The 18,693-nt window shown below is 49.9% G+C and carries 17 protein-coding genes; 8 read left to right on the forward strand and 9 right to left on the reverse strand.

The features are described from left to right. Positions 1-3 precede the first annotated feature (3 nt). The gene (locus tag H70357_RS03745; RefSeq protein ID WP_038585925.1) at positions 4-249 is read left to right on the forward strand and encodes a hypothetical protein; all 246 of its coding nucleotides are present in this window, start codon (positions 4-6) and stop codon (positions 247-249) included. A gap of 67 nt (positions 250-316) precedes the next feature. On the opposite strand, the gene H70357_RS03750 is transcribed toward H70357_RS03745, so the two are convergent. Genes H70357_RS03750 through H70357_RS03760 form a run of 3 tightly spaced genes read right to left on the reverse strand, consistent with a single transcriptional unit; the run spans position 317 to position 2,036 of the window. After that, on the reverse strand, positions 317-955 hold the full coding sequence (locus H70357_RS03750) for a flavodoxin family protein (RefSeq protein ID WP_038585928.1): 639 nt from the start codon (positions 953-955) through the stop codon (positions 317-319). Next, entirely contained in the window at positions 952-1,455 is a 504-nt protein-coding gene (locus tag H70357_RS03755; protein ID WP_038585930.1) for a flavodoxin family protein, read from the reverse strand. Before H70357_RS03755 ends, H70357_RS03750 begins: the two co-directional genes overlap by 4 nt. Before the next feature lie 11 nt (positions 1,456-1,466). Further along, the gene (locus H70357_RS03760) at positions 1,467-2,036 is read right to left on the reverse strand and encodes a TetR/AcrR family transcriptional regulator (protein WP_038585932.1); all 570 of its coding nucleotides are present in this window, start codon (positions 2,034-2,036) and stop codon (positions 1,467-1,469) included. Positions 2,037-2,219: 183 nt separating this feature from the next. Here H70357_RS03760 and H70357_RS03765 point away from each other — a divergent pair, with 183 nt between their 5' ends. Next, positions 2,220-4,607, forward strand: a complete 2,388-nt coding sequence (locus tag H70357_RS03765) for a GH36-type glycosyl hydrolase domain-containing protein (RefSeq protein ID WP_038585934.1) — start codon at positions 2,220-2,222, stop codon at positions 4,605-4,607. Between the two features lie 272 nt (positions 4,608-4,879). Here the strand turns inward: H70357_RS03765 and H70357_RS03770 are convergent, their stop codons facing one another. Further along, positions 4,880-6,655, reverse strand: a complete 1,776-nt coding sequence (locus H70357_RS03770; RefSeq protein WP_038585936.1) for an ABC transporter ATP-binding protein — start codon at positions 6,653-6,655, stop codon at positions 4,880-4,882. After that, the gene (locus H70357_RS03775; protein ID WP_038585939.1) at positions 6,642-8,417 is read right to left on the reverse strand and encodes an ABC transporter ATP-binding protein; all 1,776 of its coding nucleotides are present in this window, start codon (positions 8,415-8,417) and stop codon (positions 6,642-6,644) included. The genes H70357_RS03770 and H70357_RS03775 overlap by 14 nt, the downstream gene beginning before the upstream one ends. 243 nt (positions 8,418-8,660) lie before the next feature. Between H70357_RS03775 and H70357_RS03780 the strand changes: the two genes are divergently transcribed. The 3 genes from H70357_RS03780 to H70357_RS34950 all read left to right on the forward strand — a co-directional run bounded on the left by H70357_RS03780 (position 8,661) and on the right by H70357_RS34950 (position 10,803). Further along, positions 8,661-9,656: an effector binding domain-containing protein gene (locus H70357_RS03780; protein WP_038585942.1), complete on the forward strand. Its 996-nt coding sequence runs from the start codon at positions 8,661-8,663 to the stop codon at positions 9,654-9,656. A gap of 225 nt (positions 9,657-9,881) precedes the next feature. After that, on the forward strand, positions 9,882-10,205 hold the full coding sequence (locus H70357_RS03785) for a PadR family transcriptional regulator (protein ID WP_052092434.1): 324 nt from the start codon (positions 9,882-9,884) through the stop codon (positions 10,203-10,205). 49 nt (positions 10,206-10,254) lie between these two features. Further along, complete coding sequence (locus tag H70357_RS34950) at positions 10,255-10,803, forward strand: DUF1700 domain-containing protein (protein WP_081965673.1); 549 nt, start codon at positions 10,255-10,257, stop codon at positions 10,801-10,803. A gap of 175 nt (positions 10,804-10,978) precedes the next feature. On the opposite strand, the gene H70357_RS03795 is transcribed toward H70357_RS34950, so the two are convergent. Further along, positions 10,979-11,590 (reverse strand): adenylyltransferase, encoded by a 612-nt coding sequence (locus H70357_RS03795; protein WP_197073651.1) that lies wholly within the window; start codon positions 11,588-11,590, stop codon positions 10,979-10,981. 152 nt (positions 11,591-11,742) lie between these two features. Between H70357_RS03795 and H70357_RS03800 the strand changes: the two genes are divergently transcribed. Next, positions 11,743-12,498, forward strand: a complete 756-nt coding sequence (locus H70357_RS03800) for an aminoglycoside phosphotransferase family protein (RefSeq protein ID WP_038585948.1) — start codon at positions 11,743-11,745, stop codon at positions 12,496-12,498. 23 nt (positions 12,499-12,521) lie between these two features. Here H70357_RS03800 and H70357_RS03805 read toward each other — a convergent pair whose 3' ends face one another. Continuing rightward, entirely contained in the window at positions 12,522-13,682 is a 1,161-nt protein-coding gene (locus H70357_RS03805) for a leucine-rich repeat domain-containing protein (protein ID WP_038585951.1), read from the reverse strand. 233 nt (positions 13,683-13,915) lie between these two features. Here H70357_RS03805 and H70357_RS03810 point away from each other — a divergent pair, with 233 nt between their 5' ends. Both H70357_RS03810 and H70357_RS03815 read left to right on the forward strand, forming a co-directional pair. After that, complete coding sequence (locus H70357_RS03810) at positions 13,916-14,617, forward strand: ABC transporter ATP-binding protein (protein WP_038585954.1); 702 nt, start codon at positions 13,916-13,918, stop codon at positions 14,615-14,617. Between the two features lie 13 nt (positions 14,618-14,630). Then, a complete protein-coding gene (locus H70357_RS03815; protein ID WP_038585957.1) occupies positions 14,631-17,159 on the forward strand; it encodes an ABC transporter permease in 2,529 nt (842 codons plus the stop codon). 49 nt (positions 17,160-17,208) lie between these two features. Here H70357_RS03815 and H70357_RS03820 read toward each other — a convergent pair whose 3' ends face one another. Both H70357_RS03820 and H70357_RS03825 read right to left on the reverse strand, forming a co-directional pair. Continuing rightward, a complete protein-coding gene (locus H70357_RS03820; protein ID WP_052091805.1) occupies positions 17,209-17,679 on the reverse strand; it encodes a GNAT family N-acetyltransferase in 471 nt (156 codons plus the stop codon). Continuing rightward, a complete protein-coding gene (locus H70357_RS03825; protein WP_038585960.1) occupies positions 17,679-18,665 on the reverse strand; it encodes a DUF4003 family protein in 987 nt (328 codons plus the stop codon). Before H70357_RS03825 ends, H70357_RS03820 begins: the two co-directional genes overlap by 1 nt. Positions 18,666-18,693: the final 28 nt, after the last annotated feature.

Consider the following 18,693-nt stretch of genomic DNA (forward strand, 5'->3'; position numbering starts at 1 on the left):
AAGATGCGAACCAAGAGATACTCAATCTTCTTACTTGCAGCAGTGCTGGGTTGTTCACTGGTGCTCACCTCATGCGAGGCCATAACCGCTCAAAAAATCACAAAAACGGACTCCGGCTTAAGAATGAACGGGTTCCCGGGAGTGAACGGCGGCACGGACCGGGGTGGAGGCGGCCAGGGAATAAAGGGTGGAGGTCCGGGAAGAAGCGGCAGTCAAGGGACGGACGGCGGGCAAGGCGGGAGACAGTGAGCACTCCCTGCCTTGTACTGTCCGCTGCGGGAGGCCGCTGAAGTCTCATGCGTAATCCCAAGGCAAGCTATAGGGTTCTTCGGATGTCCTTCTTCTTCAGGCCGTTCTTCTTGGCGGTGGCGTTCCAGAAAGAGTGGGTCGCGGCAAACTTCCAGGCGAAGCGCGGGAAGTTTGGACTGAAGAGCATAGATTCATCTATACTTTGCGAATGTACATTATGAGCCAGGCTTTCCATGGCCTTGCCCAGATTCTTAAGCGGGCCCGTTCCAAGTGGAACCTTCTCGATAAAGTCCATCATTTCACCGGCGCCTTGACCGAGACCCTGCCCGAAAATTAGACCGGAACGGATGCACCAGTTCTGAATGATCTCAAGGGCAATGTGATTCTGCTTCCCTTCAAAAAAACCATTATTCATCAGGGTATAAACGTAAATATCCTTCTCACGCCGCGTTTTCATGTATTCCTCAAGGGTAACAAGCATTCTGAATAGATGGGACGGGACTCCGTCCACATAAAGCGGGAAGGCAATAATCAATATATCCATGCCGCACAGTTCGCTATATTGCCCGGGGGTCAGCGGTTTTTTGTTAATGTTATAATGGGTGATTTCATGCCCGGTGCTTATGAGCGGCTCCAGTGTCTTCAGCAGGTGGTCTGAATTGCTTTTTCGCAGCTTGGGGCTTCCGTTGATCATGGCGATGTTCATGCCAGTACCTCCTTGACGGCCTGCAGTCCGTTATGAAAATAAACCGAATTCCCTGAGGAATACAAATTTAAGCTATTTGCTGCGACAAGCTTTTGTGCTGTTCCTTTCTCGGCTTCAGTGATGTCTTCACCGTAAAAATGCACGGTCAGGGCAAATTCACGGTCATAACGGTTGCGGTGATGGGTTTCACCGTTTTTGGTTACAAAATAAGGCAGCACGTAGGAAATGCTCCGGTTCAACACATTGAGGATGAAAGGACTGTAGCTTCCATATTCACATTTACTGATAATCATCAGTTCATCGCATTTCGAGAGAAGTTCCCCCATGTTGTTATAGCCGTCCTTCAGAACACAGACTCCAGGCGTCCGGATCCAGCACCCGAAGCAGCCGATACAATGACGGATAGTACCATTGTCGGAGATTACAGTTACGTCGGGGGTGTTGTCTTCAACCAATGCCGCAAATTGTTGCGGATCCAAGTCGTGAATAATCATTTTCATGGGTTATCCTCCTAAAATACAGGTTTGAGCGTAAAGATATCCCGCCAATCTCCGGAATACCGGACCCCGTTATTGGTGAGCAGTGAGGCCATTCCGTGCACCATTGACCATAGGGCAACCAGCTGCTTCGCATATTCTTCTTCCGGCAGGCCAAAGCTCTCAAACAACTGATAGGCTGTTGTGCGGAATAGAGCAAACGGCGGATAGTTATCCGAATTATAATGGTCCAGGTCAATGGTGATATCCGAATGGTAGAAAAGAAATTGAAAATACTGCGGATGGTCAACGAAAAAGTCAATGTAGGCCTGCCCCAGCAAGGAAATCGCCTCCTGAGTGCCCTCCTTTCCGTGAATAGATGTACGCAGTGTGTCCGTAAATTGCGCAGTGACATGCTCGCCCATAGCGTAAATCAATTCGTCAATATTCTTAAAATGGCTGTACGGTGCGGTATGGCTGACACTGCATTTCGCTGCGACCTTGCGCAAGGAGAAGCTCTTCAAACCATCTTCATTAATAAGTGTGATGCCGGCTTCTATAAGCTGATTTCGCAGATTGCCGTGGTGATAGGGTTTGTCTTTCATGTGATGGATGCATCCTTCCATTAATCTTAGCGCTGTAAAGATTGTAGCATATAATCTTTACAGTGTTAAGATGTAAAATCAGGTTTAGAATACAGCTGTGTCAAACTCCACATTTATGACAACCGTTCTTGCGATAAGGTATAATTTAGGAATTATAGCTGGTGAAGAAAGAGAGGCACGGAAATGATAAGAGCATCAGAAAATCATGAGTATGTCGAATTGACAAGTCCTACAATGCTTCCAAAGGCTTCGGGGTTTTTGTGGAATGAGAAGATGATGATTCATATGAACTGCCGCGGGTATGCCGTAGCCCAGTTTATGCAGCCGGAACCCGCCAAGTATTCCTATGCGCCGAATTTGGAAGCCAAGACGTTCATGCAGCCGGAGCAGCCTTATTATGCACATCATCCCGGCCGGTTTGTCTATGTAAAGGATGAGGAGAGCGGTGAAGTTTTCTCTGCGCCGTATGAACCTGTCCGCGTGCTTCCTGATCAGTATACCTTTGCTGTAGGCAAACATAATATTAGCTGGAAGATTGCAAGCGGCGGCATCGGTATCGAGATGAGCTTGAGCCTGCCGAAAGAGGATGCCATGGAGCTGTGGCGGGTGAAGGTGACGAACCTTTCGTCGAATAAAAGAAACATAAGCATCTATCCCTACTTTACCGTAGGCTATATGTTATGGATGAATCAATCCGGAGAGTACAAGAAAGATCTGCAGGGAATTGTAGCTTCCTCCGTTACCCCTTATCAGAAGTATCAGGATTACGACAAGATCAAACATCTGAAAGACCAAACCTTCCTGCTCGCCGATCATGAGCCTTCCGCATGGGAAGTTAATCAGGAGGCCTTTGAAGGCGAAGGCGGTATAACATCACCGTCAGCCATCAAGCAGGAAACCTTATCCAAAGGGGAGGCCCGCTATGAAACGCCTGTTGCAGTCCTGCAGTACAGAATAAATCTGGACCCGGGGGAAGAGCGGGAATACCGGTTTATCTTTGGTCCGGCCCGCGATGAGCGGGAGATTGCCCAAATCCGCCAGCATTATTTTCTGGACTGTGATTCCAGTGGTAAGGATGGGTTTGTTCTAGCAGAACGGGAGTACGCGGATTACATAGAGGAAGGCAGAGGTTGCCTTACGATCACCACTCCTGACGCCGATCTGGATAACTTTGTGAACCATTGGCTGCCCCGGCAAATGTATTATCATGGCCAGACCAACCGCCTGACGACAGATCCCCAGACCCGTAACTATCTGCAGGATAATATGGGGATGAGCTATATTAAGCCGCAGGTGGCAAGAGAGGCTTTCCTGAAGGCTGTAAGCCAGCAAAATGTAAGCGGAGCCATGCCGGACGGTATTATTTTGCATGAGGGTGCTGAACTGAAATATATTAATCAGGTTCCGCATACGGATCATTGCGTCTGGCTGCCTATTTGCCTCAGTACCTATCTGGATGAAACGAATGATTATTCCATCCTGGACGAGAGGGTTCCTTATGCAGGTGGAGAGGAGAATGGAACTGTATTTGAACATATTAACCGGGCCATGCACTGGCTTATCCATGAGCGGGATGAACGGGGGCTGAATTATATCAATCAAGGCGATTGGTGCGACCCCATGAATATGGTTGGCTACCAGGGGAAAGGGGTTTCCGGATGGCTGACGATAGCTACGGCTTATGCATGTATGATCTGGGCTGATCTCTGTGAACATAGCAGCCGGCCGGAGTTCAGCAACGAGTTCCGTTTGGCGGCGGATGAAATGAATGCTGCAGTCAACACCTACTTATGGGATGGCGACTGGTATGCAAGGGGAATAACCGATGACAATGTGGTCTTCGGCATCAGTGCAGATCAGGAAGGCCGGATTTTCATTAACCCCCAGGGATGGGCGCTGCTCAGCGGGGCTGCCGATGAAGTGAAGCAGGAGAAGCTCATCCGGGCGGTCAGAGAGCAATTGGAAACCCCGTACGGTGTGGAGAAGCTGGCACCCTCCTATACTTCAATGCGCGAGGATGTGGGCAGAGTCACGCAGAAGCACCCGGGAACGGCTGAGAATGGAGCTGTATACAATCATGCGGCTGCCTTTTATATCTACGGGCTGTATGCAGTAGGAGAGAAGGAGGATGCGTACCGGCTGCTGCGCAAGATGATCCCGGGACCGGACGCGGAGGATCTCATCCGGCGGGGCCAATTGCCGGTCTTTATTCCGAACTATTACCGTGGCGCCTATAGACAGTTTCCGCATACAGCCGGACGTTCCAGTCATCTTTTTAACACGGGGACAGTTCCGTGGGTGTATCGCTGTCTGATTGATGGCCTGTTTGGATTGCAGGGGAATCCGGCGGGACTGCAATTTAAGCCGCAGCTTCCATCCGCTTGGCAGGGAGTGAAGGTGAAGCGCAGCTTCAGGGGCGCAGAGCTGCATATTGATATGAAGCGGGAACCGGGCGTTCAGACAATAGAAGTGTATGTTGATGGCCGTTTGATTGAAGATGGCATCCTGAAGGATCTGAAGCCAGGTCTGGACTATAACGTGCTGGTAAAGATCCCGTCCGCGAATAACTAATGGAAGCTAAAAATACACAGAGGGTGATTTCCAGCCGTTTGCTGGCCGGGAAGTAGTCCTTAGAATTAGGAAGCTCAGGCTGCGTAAGCGGCCTGAGCTTAAATTGGTGGCGTTTTGCCTCAGTTTGCATATCCCCATATGCTTTCAAAGCTTTGCCGATAAATTTTGCTGCTCCTGTGCCGAAGATTTTAGCGAATAAAAAAATCCCTTCCAGGTTGGGCCTGAAAGGGATTATGACAGCTATAGAATAATGTCTGAGTTTGATTTAGTGGCTAAGCTTCCATTTTCTGCGCCGTATAAAGCCGGTAATAGTGGCCCTTGCGTGCTATAAGCTCGTCATGCGACCCGCTTTCCGCGATACCTTTGTTTGCGACATACATAATGCGGTCGCAGTTTTTTACGGTGGACAGACGATGCGCGATAATGAACGAGGTGCGTCCCTTAAGCAGCTCATTGAGGCCCTTCTGGAGCAGACGTTCAGTTTTCGCGTCGATTGAAGAAGTCGCTTCATCCAGGATCAGAATGCGCGGATCAGCCAGCAGCGTTCTGGCGAACGAAATGAGCTGCCGCTGTCCTTGCGAGAGCTTGGAGCCACGTTCATTAACCTCTGTCAGGTAACCCTGATCAAACTCACGGATGAATTCGTCGGCACAAACGGTCTTGGCCGCAGCGATCACTTCTTCCTCAGTAGCATCGAGTTTGCCGTAACGGATATTATCCAGGATGGTCCCGGAGAAAATGAAGCTGTCCTGCAGCATGATCCCCATCTGGCTGCGAAGGGACTTCAGCGTAACCTGCGAGATATCCTGTCCGTCCATAAGAATCCTGCCGCCGGTAAGATTGTAGAAGCGGGAGATCAGATTGACGACCGTTGTTTTGCCTGCGCCTGTCGGACCCACCAGGGCGATGCTTTGTCCTGCCAGAACATCAAAGGAGATGTTCTCCAGAATGTTAAGCCCCGGATCATAGGCGAAGGTTACGTTGTCGAAGGTGACGTGGCCCTGTACAGGCGGCAGTGTCTTCGCATCCGGAATATCGCTGACGGTAACCGGCTCATCCAGCGTTTCGAAGATACGCTCCAGGTAGGCGACGGCATTGATAAAGTTATTGTACAGGTTCGAGAGATTCAGAATCGGCTGCCAGAAGCGGGCGGCATAGCTGCTCATGGCAAGAATCACACCAAAGGTGACATTTACAGGGTCCAGCGTCAGGAGACCCACCAGAAAGATCATCGTTGTAACGATGGTGCTCAGGTTGTCGACGCTAAACGGGATCAGCATGTTGAAACGCACCGCTGTTATCCATTCCTTGCGGAAATTGCCGGCCAGACGCGTGAAAATTCCCTCATTGCGCTGTTCACGGTTGAACATTTGGGTGACGCCGATGCCGCTGATGCTTTCCTGCAGGTAGGCGTTCAGATTGGAGCTTTTGTTGGACACCGCCTGCCATGCCCGGCGCTGCCGGGTTTTGATCAGCAGCATGATGCCGAAGAATACGGGCAGTCCTGCCAGGATAACGAACGAGAGCCGTACATCGACGGCGAACATGAATGCGGCAATAAAGACCAGATTCACAATTTCCAGAACAAAGTTGATAATACCGTTGGACAGCACATCCGAAACCGAATTGACGTAATTCACGACCCGGATCAGGATTTTGCCCTGCGGCCGGTCATCATAATATTTGAAAGGCAAATCCTGCAGATGCTTAAACAAATCCGTGCGGATGTCAAAAATAATGTCCTGTCCGACGCTTGTCATGATGCGTGAGCGATAGGTAGCCAGAATAACACTGACCACGATGGTCACAAGCATCAGCGCGGACCAGCCCAGCAGCGGAAGTTTGGCTTTGGCGGGAATGGTCACGTCGACGACATGCTGCATGATCAGTGGAGCGGACAGTGAAATGGCCGCTGAAATCGCGCTGAGCACAAACGCAAAGATCATGGGCTTTTTCTTCCGTTTGATATACACCATTGCACGACGGAAGTGTTTGATATTAAACGGCGATTCCAGATTCTCATCGACGTCGAATTTATTCCTTGCCATTAGCGGTCACCTGCCTTCCAATACCTTCGTTCTGCAGCATAAACACATCGTAGTAGTAGCCCCGTTTCGCCAGCAGTTCGGCGTGAGTACCCTCTTCAATCAGGCGTCCGCCATCCAGAATGAGAATGCGGTCAGCCTGCGAGGTAGTAGACACCCGCTGCGCGATAATGATCTTCGTGCAGGGATAGTCCAGATCGCGCAGACTTTTCTGAATGTGTTCCTCCGTCTCAAGGTCAACGGCAGAGGTTGTATCGTCCAGAATCAGAATAGGACGGTGGACCGCCAAGGCCCGCGCCAGCGCAATACGCTGCTTTTGCCCTCCGGACAGTCCAACCCCACGTTCCCCGACAACGGTGTCATACCCTTCGGGCATTTTGGAGATGAAGTCGTGGGCAGCTGCGAGCCCGGCATAGGCCATGGCCTCTTCCTCCGGAAGATCGGGGTCGCCATAGGCGATGTTGCCGTCGATGGTATCGGAGAACAAGAGTACATCCTGGGTTGCCATGCCGATATTGTCGCGGAGCTCATCGAGCTCAAGCTGGCGGACATCCACGCCGTCTACCAGCACACGTCCTGCGGATACGTCGTAGAAGCGGGGGATCAGGTTGATGATTGTCGTTTTACCCGATCCCGTCGAGCCCATGATCGCTATCGTTTCACCGGGTTCAACTGTAAAGCTGACATCGTCCAGCACGGTAGCGCTATCATATTTGAAGCGCACCTGATCGAACTCAATGCGGCCTTCGTAACGGCGTTTCTGTATGGACTTATGTTCGTTTACAATATTAGGCCGGGCATAATAGATGTCGATGATTTTAGTCAAGCTGGCAAAAAAGCGCTGAATGTCGTTGATAATAATCCCAATGTTGCGCATCGGGTTGGATATGGCCCAGATGAGCGAAGAGAAGGCAGCGAATTCACCAAAAGTGATCCGGCCTTCCATAAGGAACAGCCCGCCAGCCAGCATGAGGATGACGTTGAAGCCCTGAGCGAAGGATTCCAGATAAGGAAAGTAATCAAGCCATACCAGGGCAGCCTTTTTGTTAGCTGTTGAATAGTTGACATTCTTCTCTGTGAATTTTTCGATCTCGAACTCCTCGCGGGCAAAAGCCTTGACTACACGGTTGCCTGAAATATTCTCCTGTGTAGTGGTGTTAAGCTGGGACAACCGCTCGCGCAGGTCAATATACATGGGACGGACGCGTTTGGCAAAGATGAAGGCCACGATAAAAATCGGTGGTGACAGGATAAGCATCCACAGCGTCAACTCCGCATCTATTGTGAAAAAATAGATAACGGCAGCAAGGAAAATCGTTAACGATTCGATGATCGTCTTGAAAATCCATGCCATAGAGTGCCGGACCATGTCCAGATCGCCGGTCATCTTGGTCATGAGGTCGCCGGTGCGGTTATGGTCGTAATATTCCCTGTCCTGCCCCTGAATCTTGTTGTACAAATAAATACGGATGTTGTACATCATGTTCTGCGAGGACTTTTCGTACTGCATGGTTGTCAAATAAGCAAGACCCGTGCGGAGCAGGGAAAAGCCGATCATGCCCAGGCAGAGCGCGATCAAGAGCCCCCGCTCTTGTGTGAGATTCTGCTGCGCATTGTCGCTGGCTATGAACGTGTCGACAATGCGCTGACTGATGTACGGATTCACGATCGTAAGGCTTGAGCCTACCACCGAGAGGCAGAGCGCCAGAATGTACCGCGTACGGTTTCCCTCCAGGTTCTGCCACAGCCATTTTAGTTCGAACATCTAATCACCTGTTTCTGAATGTTCTTTCACTCTTGCTGGAAAAAGAATGAATAAATCAAGGTGATTATAACATTATCAAACGGCCAAGTATCGGCTACTGGAATATTTTCTTGTTACAATCGATTGAACTCTTTGGAAGGGGTTTGATTGATTTTGCGGAATTAGAGAAGGAACGGGTTGAATATGGGTCCTTGACTTTGACGTCGCGTCGCACTTTACAATGGCCCTGAGAGGAGGAGTCGCATGGAGCTTCAGACCATTAGCCAGATATCCAAAAGCTTTAAGCTCTCTACGCGCACGTTGCGCTACTATGAGCAAATCGGACTGATCCAAAGTACAAAGGTAGCGGAATATGCATACCGGACCTATGATGCCCAAACGGTGCTGCGTCTGCAGCAAATCGTGGTGTTGCGGAAGCTTAGGATTCCGCTAAAGCAAATCATTGTGATTCTGGAGAGCAAGGATTCGGCGGAAATCATCGCAACGTTTGAACAGAACCTGAAGCAGGTAGCGGATGAAATTACAGCGCTCTCTACCATACGCACCATTCTGAACACGTTCATCGTCCGACTGAATGAAAGTACTCAGCTGAATCTGAAGCGGAATCTGCTAGATGATGTGTCCATCCTGCCGCTGTTCGACTCCTTAATCACAAGCAAAATCCATTTCAAGGAGGACAAGACGATGGAGGATTTAAATCGGGCGAACGACCGGTTGGAGAAGCTGACGGACAGGGAGGTGCGGATTCTTTATTTGCCGCCGATGTCGGTAGCCGCACTGCATATTATTGGGAAGACAGCGGAGCTTGAGGGGAAGGAACCGATTTGTGAGTTTATTCAAAAAAACAAGCTGCCGCAGATCAAGCCGGATTTCCGCCATATCGGGTTCAATCATCCGGATGGACAACTGCCAGATGGGAGTGATCATGGCTATGAAAGATGGATCACCATTCCGGATGAGCTGTCAGTGGAGGCACCCTTTGCCAAGAAAACCTTTGCCGGTGGCCTCTATGCCGCCCATATGATTCCCATGGGAGCTTTCGACGAATGGGAGCGGCTTGGCGAGTGGGTGAAGAACAACGAAATATACGAGTATGCGGGAGGAGATCCCGAATACATGAGCGGTCTTTTGGAGGAACATCTGAATTACATCCACAAGTACATGCTTGCGGCGGATGACAGCACGATCCAGTTGGACCTGTTGATGCCGATCAAAGAAAAAGTGCATAAAAACGTATAGGCGTATGATGTAAAACCATATTGAGATATTTGCTGGAATCTATAATGTAGAAGAGATGGCTGCTAAGCTCATTAGGCAGTCTCTCTTCTTTGGCTATTTTGAAAACGTTATCATTTGTTGTTTGGGGTAGTCATAGAAAAAATAGGAAAATAAAGTTTGTTCACTAGTGTACGCCGCACAGTACTGTGTGGTATTATAGTAGTGTAAGGGGGGATGGCTTTGGATATGTCGGAATGGATTTCTCAGGTGCGCCGGGGGCTGCTGGAATATTGCATCCTGCAGCTGATCAGCAGCCAGCCCCGTTACGGTTATGAGCTGGTGACAGCGCTGGGTCAATGGGAGGTGCTGGCCGTTAATGAGGGGACGCTTTATCCTCTTTTACGGCGGCTGCTTAAGGAGAATTATCTAGAAGCCTTTTGGAAGGAATCGGAGACCGGTCCGCGCCGCAAGTATTATTCGCTCACCCCGCCTGGACGCGAGCTGCTTGCTTCCATGACAGAGGAATGGAGCAAGGTTGTAGGTGCTATCGGGCAAATTCAGCTGTATTGATTAGGTAATCAGGTGCGGCAAATACATGTTCAGTTGGAGGGAAACACAAATGGAAACAAACTCGAATGATTATCTTCGCAGGTTTTATGAGGCATTGGATTTTTTGCCTGAGGAGGAACGGGTAGATGCTGTCCGGGAAATTGAAAGCAGCATAGCTGACGGCATGGCGAGCGGCCAGCCGGAGGCGGTCATATTAGCTCGACTTGGCAATCCGCGCAAGCTGGCCAAGGCTTACCAAAGTGAATATATGATGGGCCGGGGCAGGAGCCTGTCGCTGAAATCCCTGTGGCAGATGGTGACTTTTTATTGCACTACCGGATTGCTCAGTATCATGATTATTCCGATCCTGGCTACTATCGCTTATGGCTTTGGCTTTAGCGCAGTTTTGATCTTGCTGGCAGGGGTGATCCGCAGCTTCGGCGTTTCCTGGATCAATATGAACCTGGGTAACGGATACGAAGTTCCCTACGCGTGGAGCATCCCTGTTGCCCTTCTGTTCAGCCTGTTTGTTGGTGGAATTGCCTTGATCAGCCGCAAATACTTGCTGATCTATATGAAGTTTCTCTCCAGACAATACAGCCGGCTCATTCCCCGCTAAACAGCAGGGAATACCGGTTGCCAAGATCATCATCCTTAAGCCTCTGAGTCTATTCTGTTATGAAAGTATGCTGTAATCTGCGCAGCTATTTTGTCAGGATACTCAATACCCTTAGCCTTGCATATTTCTGCCGCGTCCACTTGAAATAGGGCTATGCTCTTTTTGACAGCAGCTTCTAAATCATGAAATTCTGCAGTTGTAAGCTTAACAGCAGGTCTACATGCGAATGGAACAACACATCCATATTCTTGATGATTTTAAATAGATCCTTTCGCTTAAAGTATTTAATCAACATCTCTGTATGTAACCAGTAAGTATCCATAGCTCTTACAGTGTCGGGGAGATTATTATCTGTACGATAACCCTGATCAAGGAACGCTGCTGCTTCACCGGCTCTGTCAAAAATAAGCTGATCTCTTGTACAGCCTTTGCAATGCTGCCTGCACATCCATTCTTCAGGATAATCAGCATTAATAATGAAGAAATCGAACTGGTGCAGCTGGCTGTCTATACGAAGCACACTGCAGTAATTTTTGAAATGCTCATTATTAAAGCTTTCGCCCCAAAAAATTAAAAGCTCATCTGAAGCAGCGGCAAGAACTGCGGGCACATCTGCGGCAAAAGATTCAAAGTCCTTATCCGCTACCAGAAAAACAGGATCATAATCCGAATAAATATCTTCTGCCCCTCTGCTGATCGACCCATAGTGCCAGCCGCCTTTGCAGCGCTGATCTTTTTTTAAAATCTCTACGACTTTGTTAAAGGCTGCTTCCAGATCCTTGTGCATGAAAAAACACTTCCATTCCTGGTTTATGCTGCCATAATATCACGACCCGCCCCGGAATTATTGCACTATTCCAACCTGTTGTTGTTCATTTCAATCATCTAAAAATGTCGTGTTTTTCGAAAAAATTAATATGAAAAGGCAGTGTGGTCTAAATGAAATATGGGAAGATCATGGGTGAGGGTAATACGGCGACCGTATATGAATGGGAAGAAGGGAAAGTGCTTAAGCTTTTCGCTGCGGGTTACCCCCAAAGTGATGTGGAAACAGAGTTTCAAAACACCAGAATGATCAATGATATGAGCTTTGCCAAAGCAAAGGCCTATGAAATGATTAGCTGTGAAGAGCGCATGGGCATTATATATGAGAAGGTGGATGGGGAATCCCTGTTGAATTGGGTTTTGAGGACAGGCGACCTTCAGGGCTGCGCTGAATATACGGCAAGACTGCATAAGACAATTCTTCAGAACAAAGTCAGTGATGTATTGAATTACAAAGAATTTCTAAAATATCATCTATTAAATGTTCCGTCATCTAAAAGAATGGATCACGGACAAATATGCGGGATTCTGGATAAACTTAAGGATGGAGACACCCTTTGCCATGGCGATCTTCATCCCGGTAATATATTGCTCGTAAGCGGGCAGCCCGTTGTTATTGACTTCATGAACGTGTGTCATGGAGATTTACTATATGATGTGGCGAGAACAGTGTTTTTGGTACAGTATACTCCGGTTCCCGAAGCTGCTGACGACCGGGAGATGCTGTTGCGGTTCAAAAAAACACTGGCCGATTTATATCTTAACGAAATGAATATTAGCCGGCATATGATAGAAGATTATCTGTCCGTTATTATCGCGGCGAGAGCGGGAGAGTGCCCCGACGAACAGCCGGGGGAGCACTCTTCATAGTCTACTGGCGGTCAGGTTCATTACTAACTCAACTTACCGTTTCGCCCGGTTATTGCTTCTTCTAATTCCTTATATTCAGTAGACTGGGGGTCCACATTGCTTCCTGACAGTCTGAGCTTCTTCAAATGAGGGAGGTTCAGGAGTAGTCCGGGATCTGAAAATGAGGTTTTGCATAAATCCAGTGTTTCAAGCCCGGTCAGGGTGGAGATGAATTCCCATGATTTTGGCTTAAGCATAGTCAGATCCAGGTTGATTAACGACGACATCCCGGTCAGTGCTTCCAGATTCTTTACTTTGGTTCCCCATATCCAGAGCAGCTCCAAATGGGGGAATTGCTCCCGTATGCCTTCGATGGAATTCAGTTTTGTTTTTTCCAGATACAATGTTTTTAGGTTTGGACAAATCCCCATTTCTTGAAGACTCTCCACAGATGAGCCTCTAAGCCGTATTTCCTCAATGCTGTCATGCTGGTAGAAGGGACTTAGATCACTTGCGGCAGCAAAATTAGCGTCCAGTATCTTCAGTTTCCTCAGCTGTGAAACATATGAAAGATCCACAAGCTTTTTAGGTGCGATCAATCTGATTTCCTCTACATTTGGAAAAACCCTGAAAGAATCCAAGCTTTCCAGCTGACAGGTTTGCCCTCCCAAAGTAACCTTCTTCACACCCGCGGCGGGTGCAAAGCCTGGCACAGCCTCAATCTCATCAAAGCTCATACTGATAGTCTCCAGGCTGTCCGGGAGAACGGTTTGACTGTCATAATTATGCTTGGAGAAACTGACCGACTTTAAGGATTTAAGAGGGGACAGCAATTGATCGGGCAGCGTGTGCTGGACATAGAACATTTGCAGAGATTCCAGATGCTCAAGCCGGGAAAGGGCCTCTATATTCTTTTTAATCGTTGTTTTACTTATAAAGCTTAGATGTTCCAGACTCGTGGCGGAGTCCAGGCCGGCAAGATCAGGCAGGGTCAGCCTGGAATTTGTGGTGCCGAATTCAAGCTTCTTGAGATTTGCGAATTCTTTTAAAGGCTCGTAGGTTGTGATCTGTTTGACCTGGAGAAGTTTCAGTGTGTCCAGCTCATAAATGGAGCGGGGCTGATGAAACCATGCGTACTTTTTATAGTTCTCGACGTATGAAGCTGCTTCGTCCGTAAGGGCAGCTTTTGACTTGGCGTAATCCATTTCACGGCCTCCTAGCAAAATAAAATGATATATACAGATATTGCTAACTTAGCATATGGTCTCTCCTATAACAAATCACACGATGCCGGATACGTTGTTCCTGCCGAGCCCCGGCGGGCCTCAACTTTGTATTTATGATAAACTAAACCATATACAGCCGCACCGGACAGCGTATTGAAAATGTACATAGAGTGATAACTGGCTTGGTCCGGATAGAGACAGGAGGATGAGGCATGAGCTTTGTTGCCGTAAAGGGTGAGTACAAGCGTTACAAGATGGGCGAGAATGTGATTGTCGCCAACGACGGGATTGATTTTGAGATTAATAAAGGTGAATTTTCCGTCATTGTCGGTCCCAGCGGCGCGGGTAAATCGACCGTGCTTAACATTCTTGGCGGAATGGATTCCGCTGACGAAGGCCAGGTCATTGTGGACGGTACGGACATTGCCAAGTTCAGTGCCAGGGAGTTAACAGGCTACCGCCGCAATGACGTGGGTTTTGTGTTCCAATTCTATAATCTGGTGCCCAATCTGACGACGCTGGAGAATGTCGAGCTTGCTTCGCAGATTTCCCCGCGTGCCTTGGATGCACGTAAGGTACTGGAGGATGTAGGACTGGGGGCGCGGCTGGATAATTTCCCGGCTCAGCTGTCCGGCGGTGAGCAGCAACGCGTCGCGATTGCCAGAGCGCTGGCTAAGCAGCCGAAGCTGCTGCTCTGCGACGAGCCGACAGGCGCGCTTGACTACAACACCGGCAAGCAGGTGCTGAAGCTGCTGCAGGATACCTGCCGCAATACCGGAACTACGGTCATCGTAATCACGCATAATCTGGCGATTGCCCCGATGGCAGACCGGGTCATTGAGATCAACAACGCTAAGGTACGGAAGATGGTAACCAATCCTTCGCCGGTATCCGTTGACGATATCGAATGGTAAGGAGAAGGCATCTATGAAAAAACGAGCGCTATGGAAAGATATTTTTCGTGAAATCGGGCACACCAAGGCCCGCTTTATTTCAATATTTGCAATTATTATGCTGGGCGTCTGCTTTTTCTCCGGAATCAAGGCAGCCGGGCCGGATATGCTGGATACCGCCGGAACCTTTTACCGGGAGACGGGGTTGATGGATCTGAAAGTGCAGAGCACCTACGGTTTGACCGAAGACAACCTTAAGCTGCTGAAGGATGTGCCGGGGATCGGTGAGATTCAGCCGGGTTACAGCGCGGATGTGTTCGCCGGCGACAATGCTTTGATCCTTAAGGTCTTTTCCTACAATACAGATGCAACGCTTAACCAATACCGCATGATCGAAGGACATCTACCGGAGCATTCCGGAGAAATCGTGCTGGATGACGTGCTGGCCGGAGAATATGCGCTCGGAGACAAGATAACGTTTAGCGGAAACGGTAAGGATACGGAGCTGTCAGACGACTTCGGGACACTGGATTATACCGTAGTGGGCTTTGTGCGGAGTCCCCAGTTTATTGAGAAGAACAACCGGGGGACCAGTACGATTGGCAAAGGCACGGCGGATGCGTACGCCGCTATCCCGGAGGCAGACTTTAAGCTGCCGGTTTATACGGAAGCCTATCTGTCTTTCACGGATACTGCCGGGCTGAAGGCTTATTCGCCGAAGTATGAGGCGCTGATCGAACAGCATACTCAAGCGGTAGAGCAGGCGTTATCCGGCGTGCCGGAAGCGCGGCTTGCGGAGCTGCGGGTGGAAGGCGGGAAGGCGTTGTCCGGCGGCCCCCTGGAGGTGGCTGCTGCCAAGCAGCAGCTCGCAGCGCTGGAGATGCCCAAGATCTATGTCACAGACCGGAATGTAAGTCCGGGGTATACCGAATATAAAGACAACGCTGACCGGTTGTCGGCGATTGCGAGCGTATTTCCGGTGTTCTTTTTCCTGATTGCTGCGCTGGTCAGCCTGACGACCATGACACGGATGGTTGAGGAGCACCGCCTGCAGATCGGAACACTTAAAGCGCTTGGTTATGGTAACCGTGACATTATGGCCAAATTCATGGTCTATGGCACGCTTGCCAGTCTGGCGGCTTCGGTAGTTGGGCTTGCCGTAGGCTTCACCCTGCTGCCTACCATTATCTATAATGCGTACAGTTCACTCTATAACCTGCCGGATATCGTCAAGAGCTTCTATCCCTCGTATTCCATTCTCTCCGTAATTGTGGCGCTAATTTGCACTACGCTCACGGCTTGGATTGCTTCCCGGGTAGAGCTGCGCAGCAACGCTTCCGTATTGATGCGTCCGAAGGCGCCGAAGAGCGGACAGCGCATTATACTGGAGCGGATATCCTTTGTCTGGAAACGGCTGAATTTTGTCCAGAAGGTTACCGCACGGAATCTGTTCCGCTACAAGCAGCGGATGTTCATGACTGTGTTCGGTGTAGCCGGCTGTACGGCGCTGATCCTGACCGGGTTTGGCCTTAAGGACTCGATCGGCAGCATCGCCGGAGAGCAATTCGGCACGATTATGAAATATGATGCGCTTGTAGCGCTGCATGATGATGTGCCTGCCGGTTCACGGAATGCCTATGAGCAGTTGATCACCGGGGAGTCCGCCATTACCGGGACGCTGAATGTGGCGCAGGAAACGATGACCGCACGCGCCAGCGGTGTAAATGACCAGGATGTGAATCTGTTCATACCAGCAGCTGTTGATTCGTTATCCGAATATGTGGAGCTGCGGGACCGGATAAGTGGAGAAGGGCGAAAGCTTACGGACGAGGGGGCTATTGTCTCGGAGAAGCTGGCTAAGCTGTACGGGCTGGAGCCGGGCGACAAGTTGACCGTCGTGGACAACAAGAACGAAACCTTCAAGATTCAGGTCGCGGGGATTACGGAGAACTATGTGATGCACTATGTGTACATGACACCGGCGTATTATTCTTCTGTATTCGGGAAAGAACCGGTATTCAACACAGAACTGCTGAACTATGGCGTGCAGGATGCAGCCTGGGAAGACGGACTCAGTGAAAAGCTGACGGCTAGTGAGCGTGTTGCTGCGGTCAGCTTCTCCAGCAGTGTAGGCTCTGCCTTCGACGATACCATGAAGAGCATGGACGTTGTAACCTTGGTGCTCATTGTGTCAGCGGCGGCACTGGCTTTTGTCGTACTTTACAACTTAACCAATATCAATGTGTCCGAGCGGATCCGCGAGCTGTCGACGATCAAGGTGCTGGGCTTTTATGATAAGGAAGTAACGTTGTATATTTACCGCGAGAATATTCTGCTGAGTGTGCTCGGCATTGTGGCCGGTTCCGGCCTCGGCATATTGCTGCACAGCTTCGTTCTGAGGACGGCTGAGCTGGATGCGACGATGTTCGCCCCGATCATCAAGTGGCCCAGCTATGTGTATGCCGCGCTGTTAACCTTGTTGTTCTCGGGGATTGTTATGGTTTTCATGCATATCAAGCTCAAACGGATTCATATGATTGAGGCGCTCAAATCAGTGGAATAAGGCTTGATAACAATATGAGCAAAGCCAGCCGATATCGGCTGGCTTTTTGTCAAATAAGGGACGATAATTTCATATGCAGGATAGGAAAAGGGTTTCCCTGCTCATCCGATGCAGACCGGTCAAACACTTGAAATCCCATATGCTCGTAGAACCCTGCAGCTTGGGGATTCTGTTCATTCACGTCCACCTCGTGTACAGCCAGTGCTTCAATAACCCGCGCAACCAGCTTTCTGCCGATGCCTAGCCCCATCGCCTCAGGGGCTACGAACAGCATCTCAATCTTATGATCCTGCACCCCTATGAAGCCCAGCGGCTGCTCCTGTTCATCGGTGAACACAAGCAAATGGCCGATTTCCCGGAGTCCTTCAAGAACCACAGGCCGAAGAGCAGCGATATCCTGTCCGGAGAGAAAATGATGGGTAAGGCGTACCGATGCTTCCCAAATGCCCAATAGACCGGATAGCAGAGCTTCCGTTCTGGTTGTAATCCGGCGTATGCGTTCCCGATCTTCCCCCGTCATCAGCTTGACGAGGCCGCCGCGGCAGCCGAAGCAGCCGCAGCTGCGGTGATTGCAGTCTGCTGGGCAATGATAATGTTGGTAATGCTGGTGGAGAGCACCGTGTTCAGGATACCGTTTTGCACTTCATCCACCGCTTTGATCGCTGCCAGCGCAGCAGACAGCAGCAGCAGCTCCTGCTCGGTAATCGACCATTTGCCGAACCCCTTTTGCGTGCGGAGAAATTCGAAGGTCCCGGAGACATCGTTCACAATGTCTTCCCTGCTTAGGGGAAGCAGGGACAGCACGCCAAGCGAAGATAGGGTGAATTGCTTGTCCATGCGGATGTTCTGTGCAAGGAAGGCATCGCGTAAGGCCAGTACACGGTCCGCCGCCTCCTTGGCTTGATTGCCAAGAACCAGCACTTGTGTCAAGGCTTGCACGCTGTTGCCGGACCGGAATTCGGGCTTAAGCGTGGCATAGAGCTGCTCCATCCGCTCCACGCCGCTTTCGATATCGATATCGGACAGGCCGAGCATGGCGGCGAAGATGTAATCATCCTGCCCCGTGAGGAAACGGTGCTTCGCCTTCATGCTGTCATAAAACCGCTTTGCCCGCTCTACCGTGCGCAGATATTGATCCGGCGCTTGGTTTGCGGCAATTTGATAAGCCGCCACGACCAGATAATCGGAGCCATAGAATTTGATATCCTTCAACATGTCATATACGGACAGCGTGTTTCTAAGCTGTCCTTCCCTGTCGGCAGAAAGGGAGAGCAGGGCGGAAATGCTGATTGCAGAAGACCCCCTGAATGAAGAGAAGAGGCCGGTGTTCTCCTTGATCAGCTCATAGCTGGCACGGATCGCCCCTTCATCTGCAACCTTATCCTCTGTTGTGTAGAGTAATGCCGCTAACCGGCTGACCAGCGCATTTTGCCAAGGGAACTCCTTTTTGATACTTTGTGCGTTTTGTGCGAACAGCACAAGCCTTGCTGTATACGGCTCCTTCATTAGCTTCCACCTCTCACTAAACTGTGTT

This window comes from Paenibacillus sp. FSL H7-0357, from assembly GCF_000758525.1.
Lineage (GTDB): Bacteria > Bacillota > Bacilli > Paenibacillales > Paenibacillaceae > Paenibacillus_AQ.

Coding starts and splice junctions, on each gene's coding strand:
- H70357_RS03775 (WP_038585939.1), bottom strand. CDS start 8,417: ATGTTCGAACTAAAATGGCTGTGGCAGAACCTGGAGGGAAACCGTACG.
- H70357_RS03760 (WP_038585932.1), bottom strand. CDS start 2,036: ATGAAAGACAAACCCTATCACCACGGCAATCTGCGAAATCAGCTTATA.
- H70357_RS03755 (WP_038585930.1), bottom strand. CDS start 1,455: ATGAAAATGATTATTCACGACTTGGATCCGCAACAATTTGCGGCATTG.
- H70357_RS03770 (WP_038585936.1), bottom strand. CDS start 6,655: ATGGCAAGGAATAAATTCGACGTCGATGAGAATCTGGAATCGCCGTTT.
- H70357_RS03795 (WP_197073651.1), bottom strand. CDS start 11,590: ATGCACAAGGATCTGGAAGCAGCCTTTAACAAAGTCGTAGAGATTTTA.
- H70357_RS03780 (WP_038585942.1), top strand. CDS start 8,661: ATGGAGCTTCAGACCATTAGCCAGATATCCAAAAGCTTTAAGCTCTCT.
- H70357_RS03745 (WP_038585925.1), top strand. CDS start 4: ATGCGAACCAAGAGATACTCAATCTTCTTACTTGCAGCAGTGCTGGGT.
- H70357_RS34950 (WP_081965673.1), top strand. CDS start 10,255: ATGGAAACAAACTCGAATGATTATCTTCGCAGGTTTTATGAGGCATTG.
- H70357_RS03820 (WP_052091805.1), bottom strand. CDS start 17,679: ATGACGGGGGAAGATCGGGAACGCATACGCCGGATTACAACCAGAACG.
- H70357_RS03810 (WP_038585954.1), top strand. CDS start 13,916: ATGAGCTTTGTTGCCGTAAAGGGTGAGTACAAGCGTTACAAGATGGGC.
- H70357_RS03825 (WP_038585960.1), bottom strand. CDS start 18,665: ATGAAGGAGCCGTATACAGCAAGGCTTGTGCTGTTCGCACAAAACGCA.
- H70357_RS03765 (WP_038585934.1), top strand. CDS start 2,220: ATGATAAGAGCATCAGAAAATCATGAGTATGTCGAATTGACAAGTCCT.
- H70357_RS03805 (WP_038585951.1), bottom strand. CDS start 13,682: ATGGATTACGCCAAGTCAAAAGCTGCCCTTACGGACGAAGCAGCTTCA.
- H70357_RS03800 (WP_038585948.1), top strand. CDS start 11,743: ATGAAATATGGGAAGATCATGGGTGAGGGTAATACGGCGACCGTATAT.
- H70357_RS03785 (WP_052092434.1), top strand. CDS start 9,882: ATGTCGGAATGGATTTCTCAGGTGCGCCGGGGGCTGCTGGAATATTGC.
- H70357_RS03815 (WP_038585957.1), top strand. CDS start 14,631: ATGAAAAAACGAGCGCTATGGAAAGATATTTTTCGTGAAATCGGGCAC.
- H70357_RS03750 (WP_038585928.1), bottom strand. CDS start 955: ATGAACATCGCCATGATCAACGGAAGCCCCAAGCTGCGAAAAAGCAAT.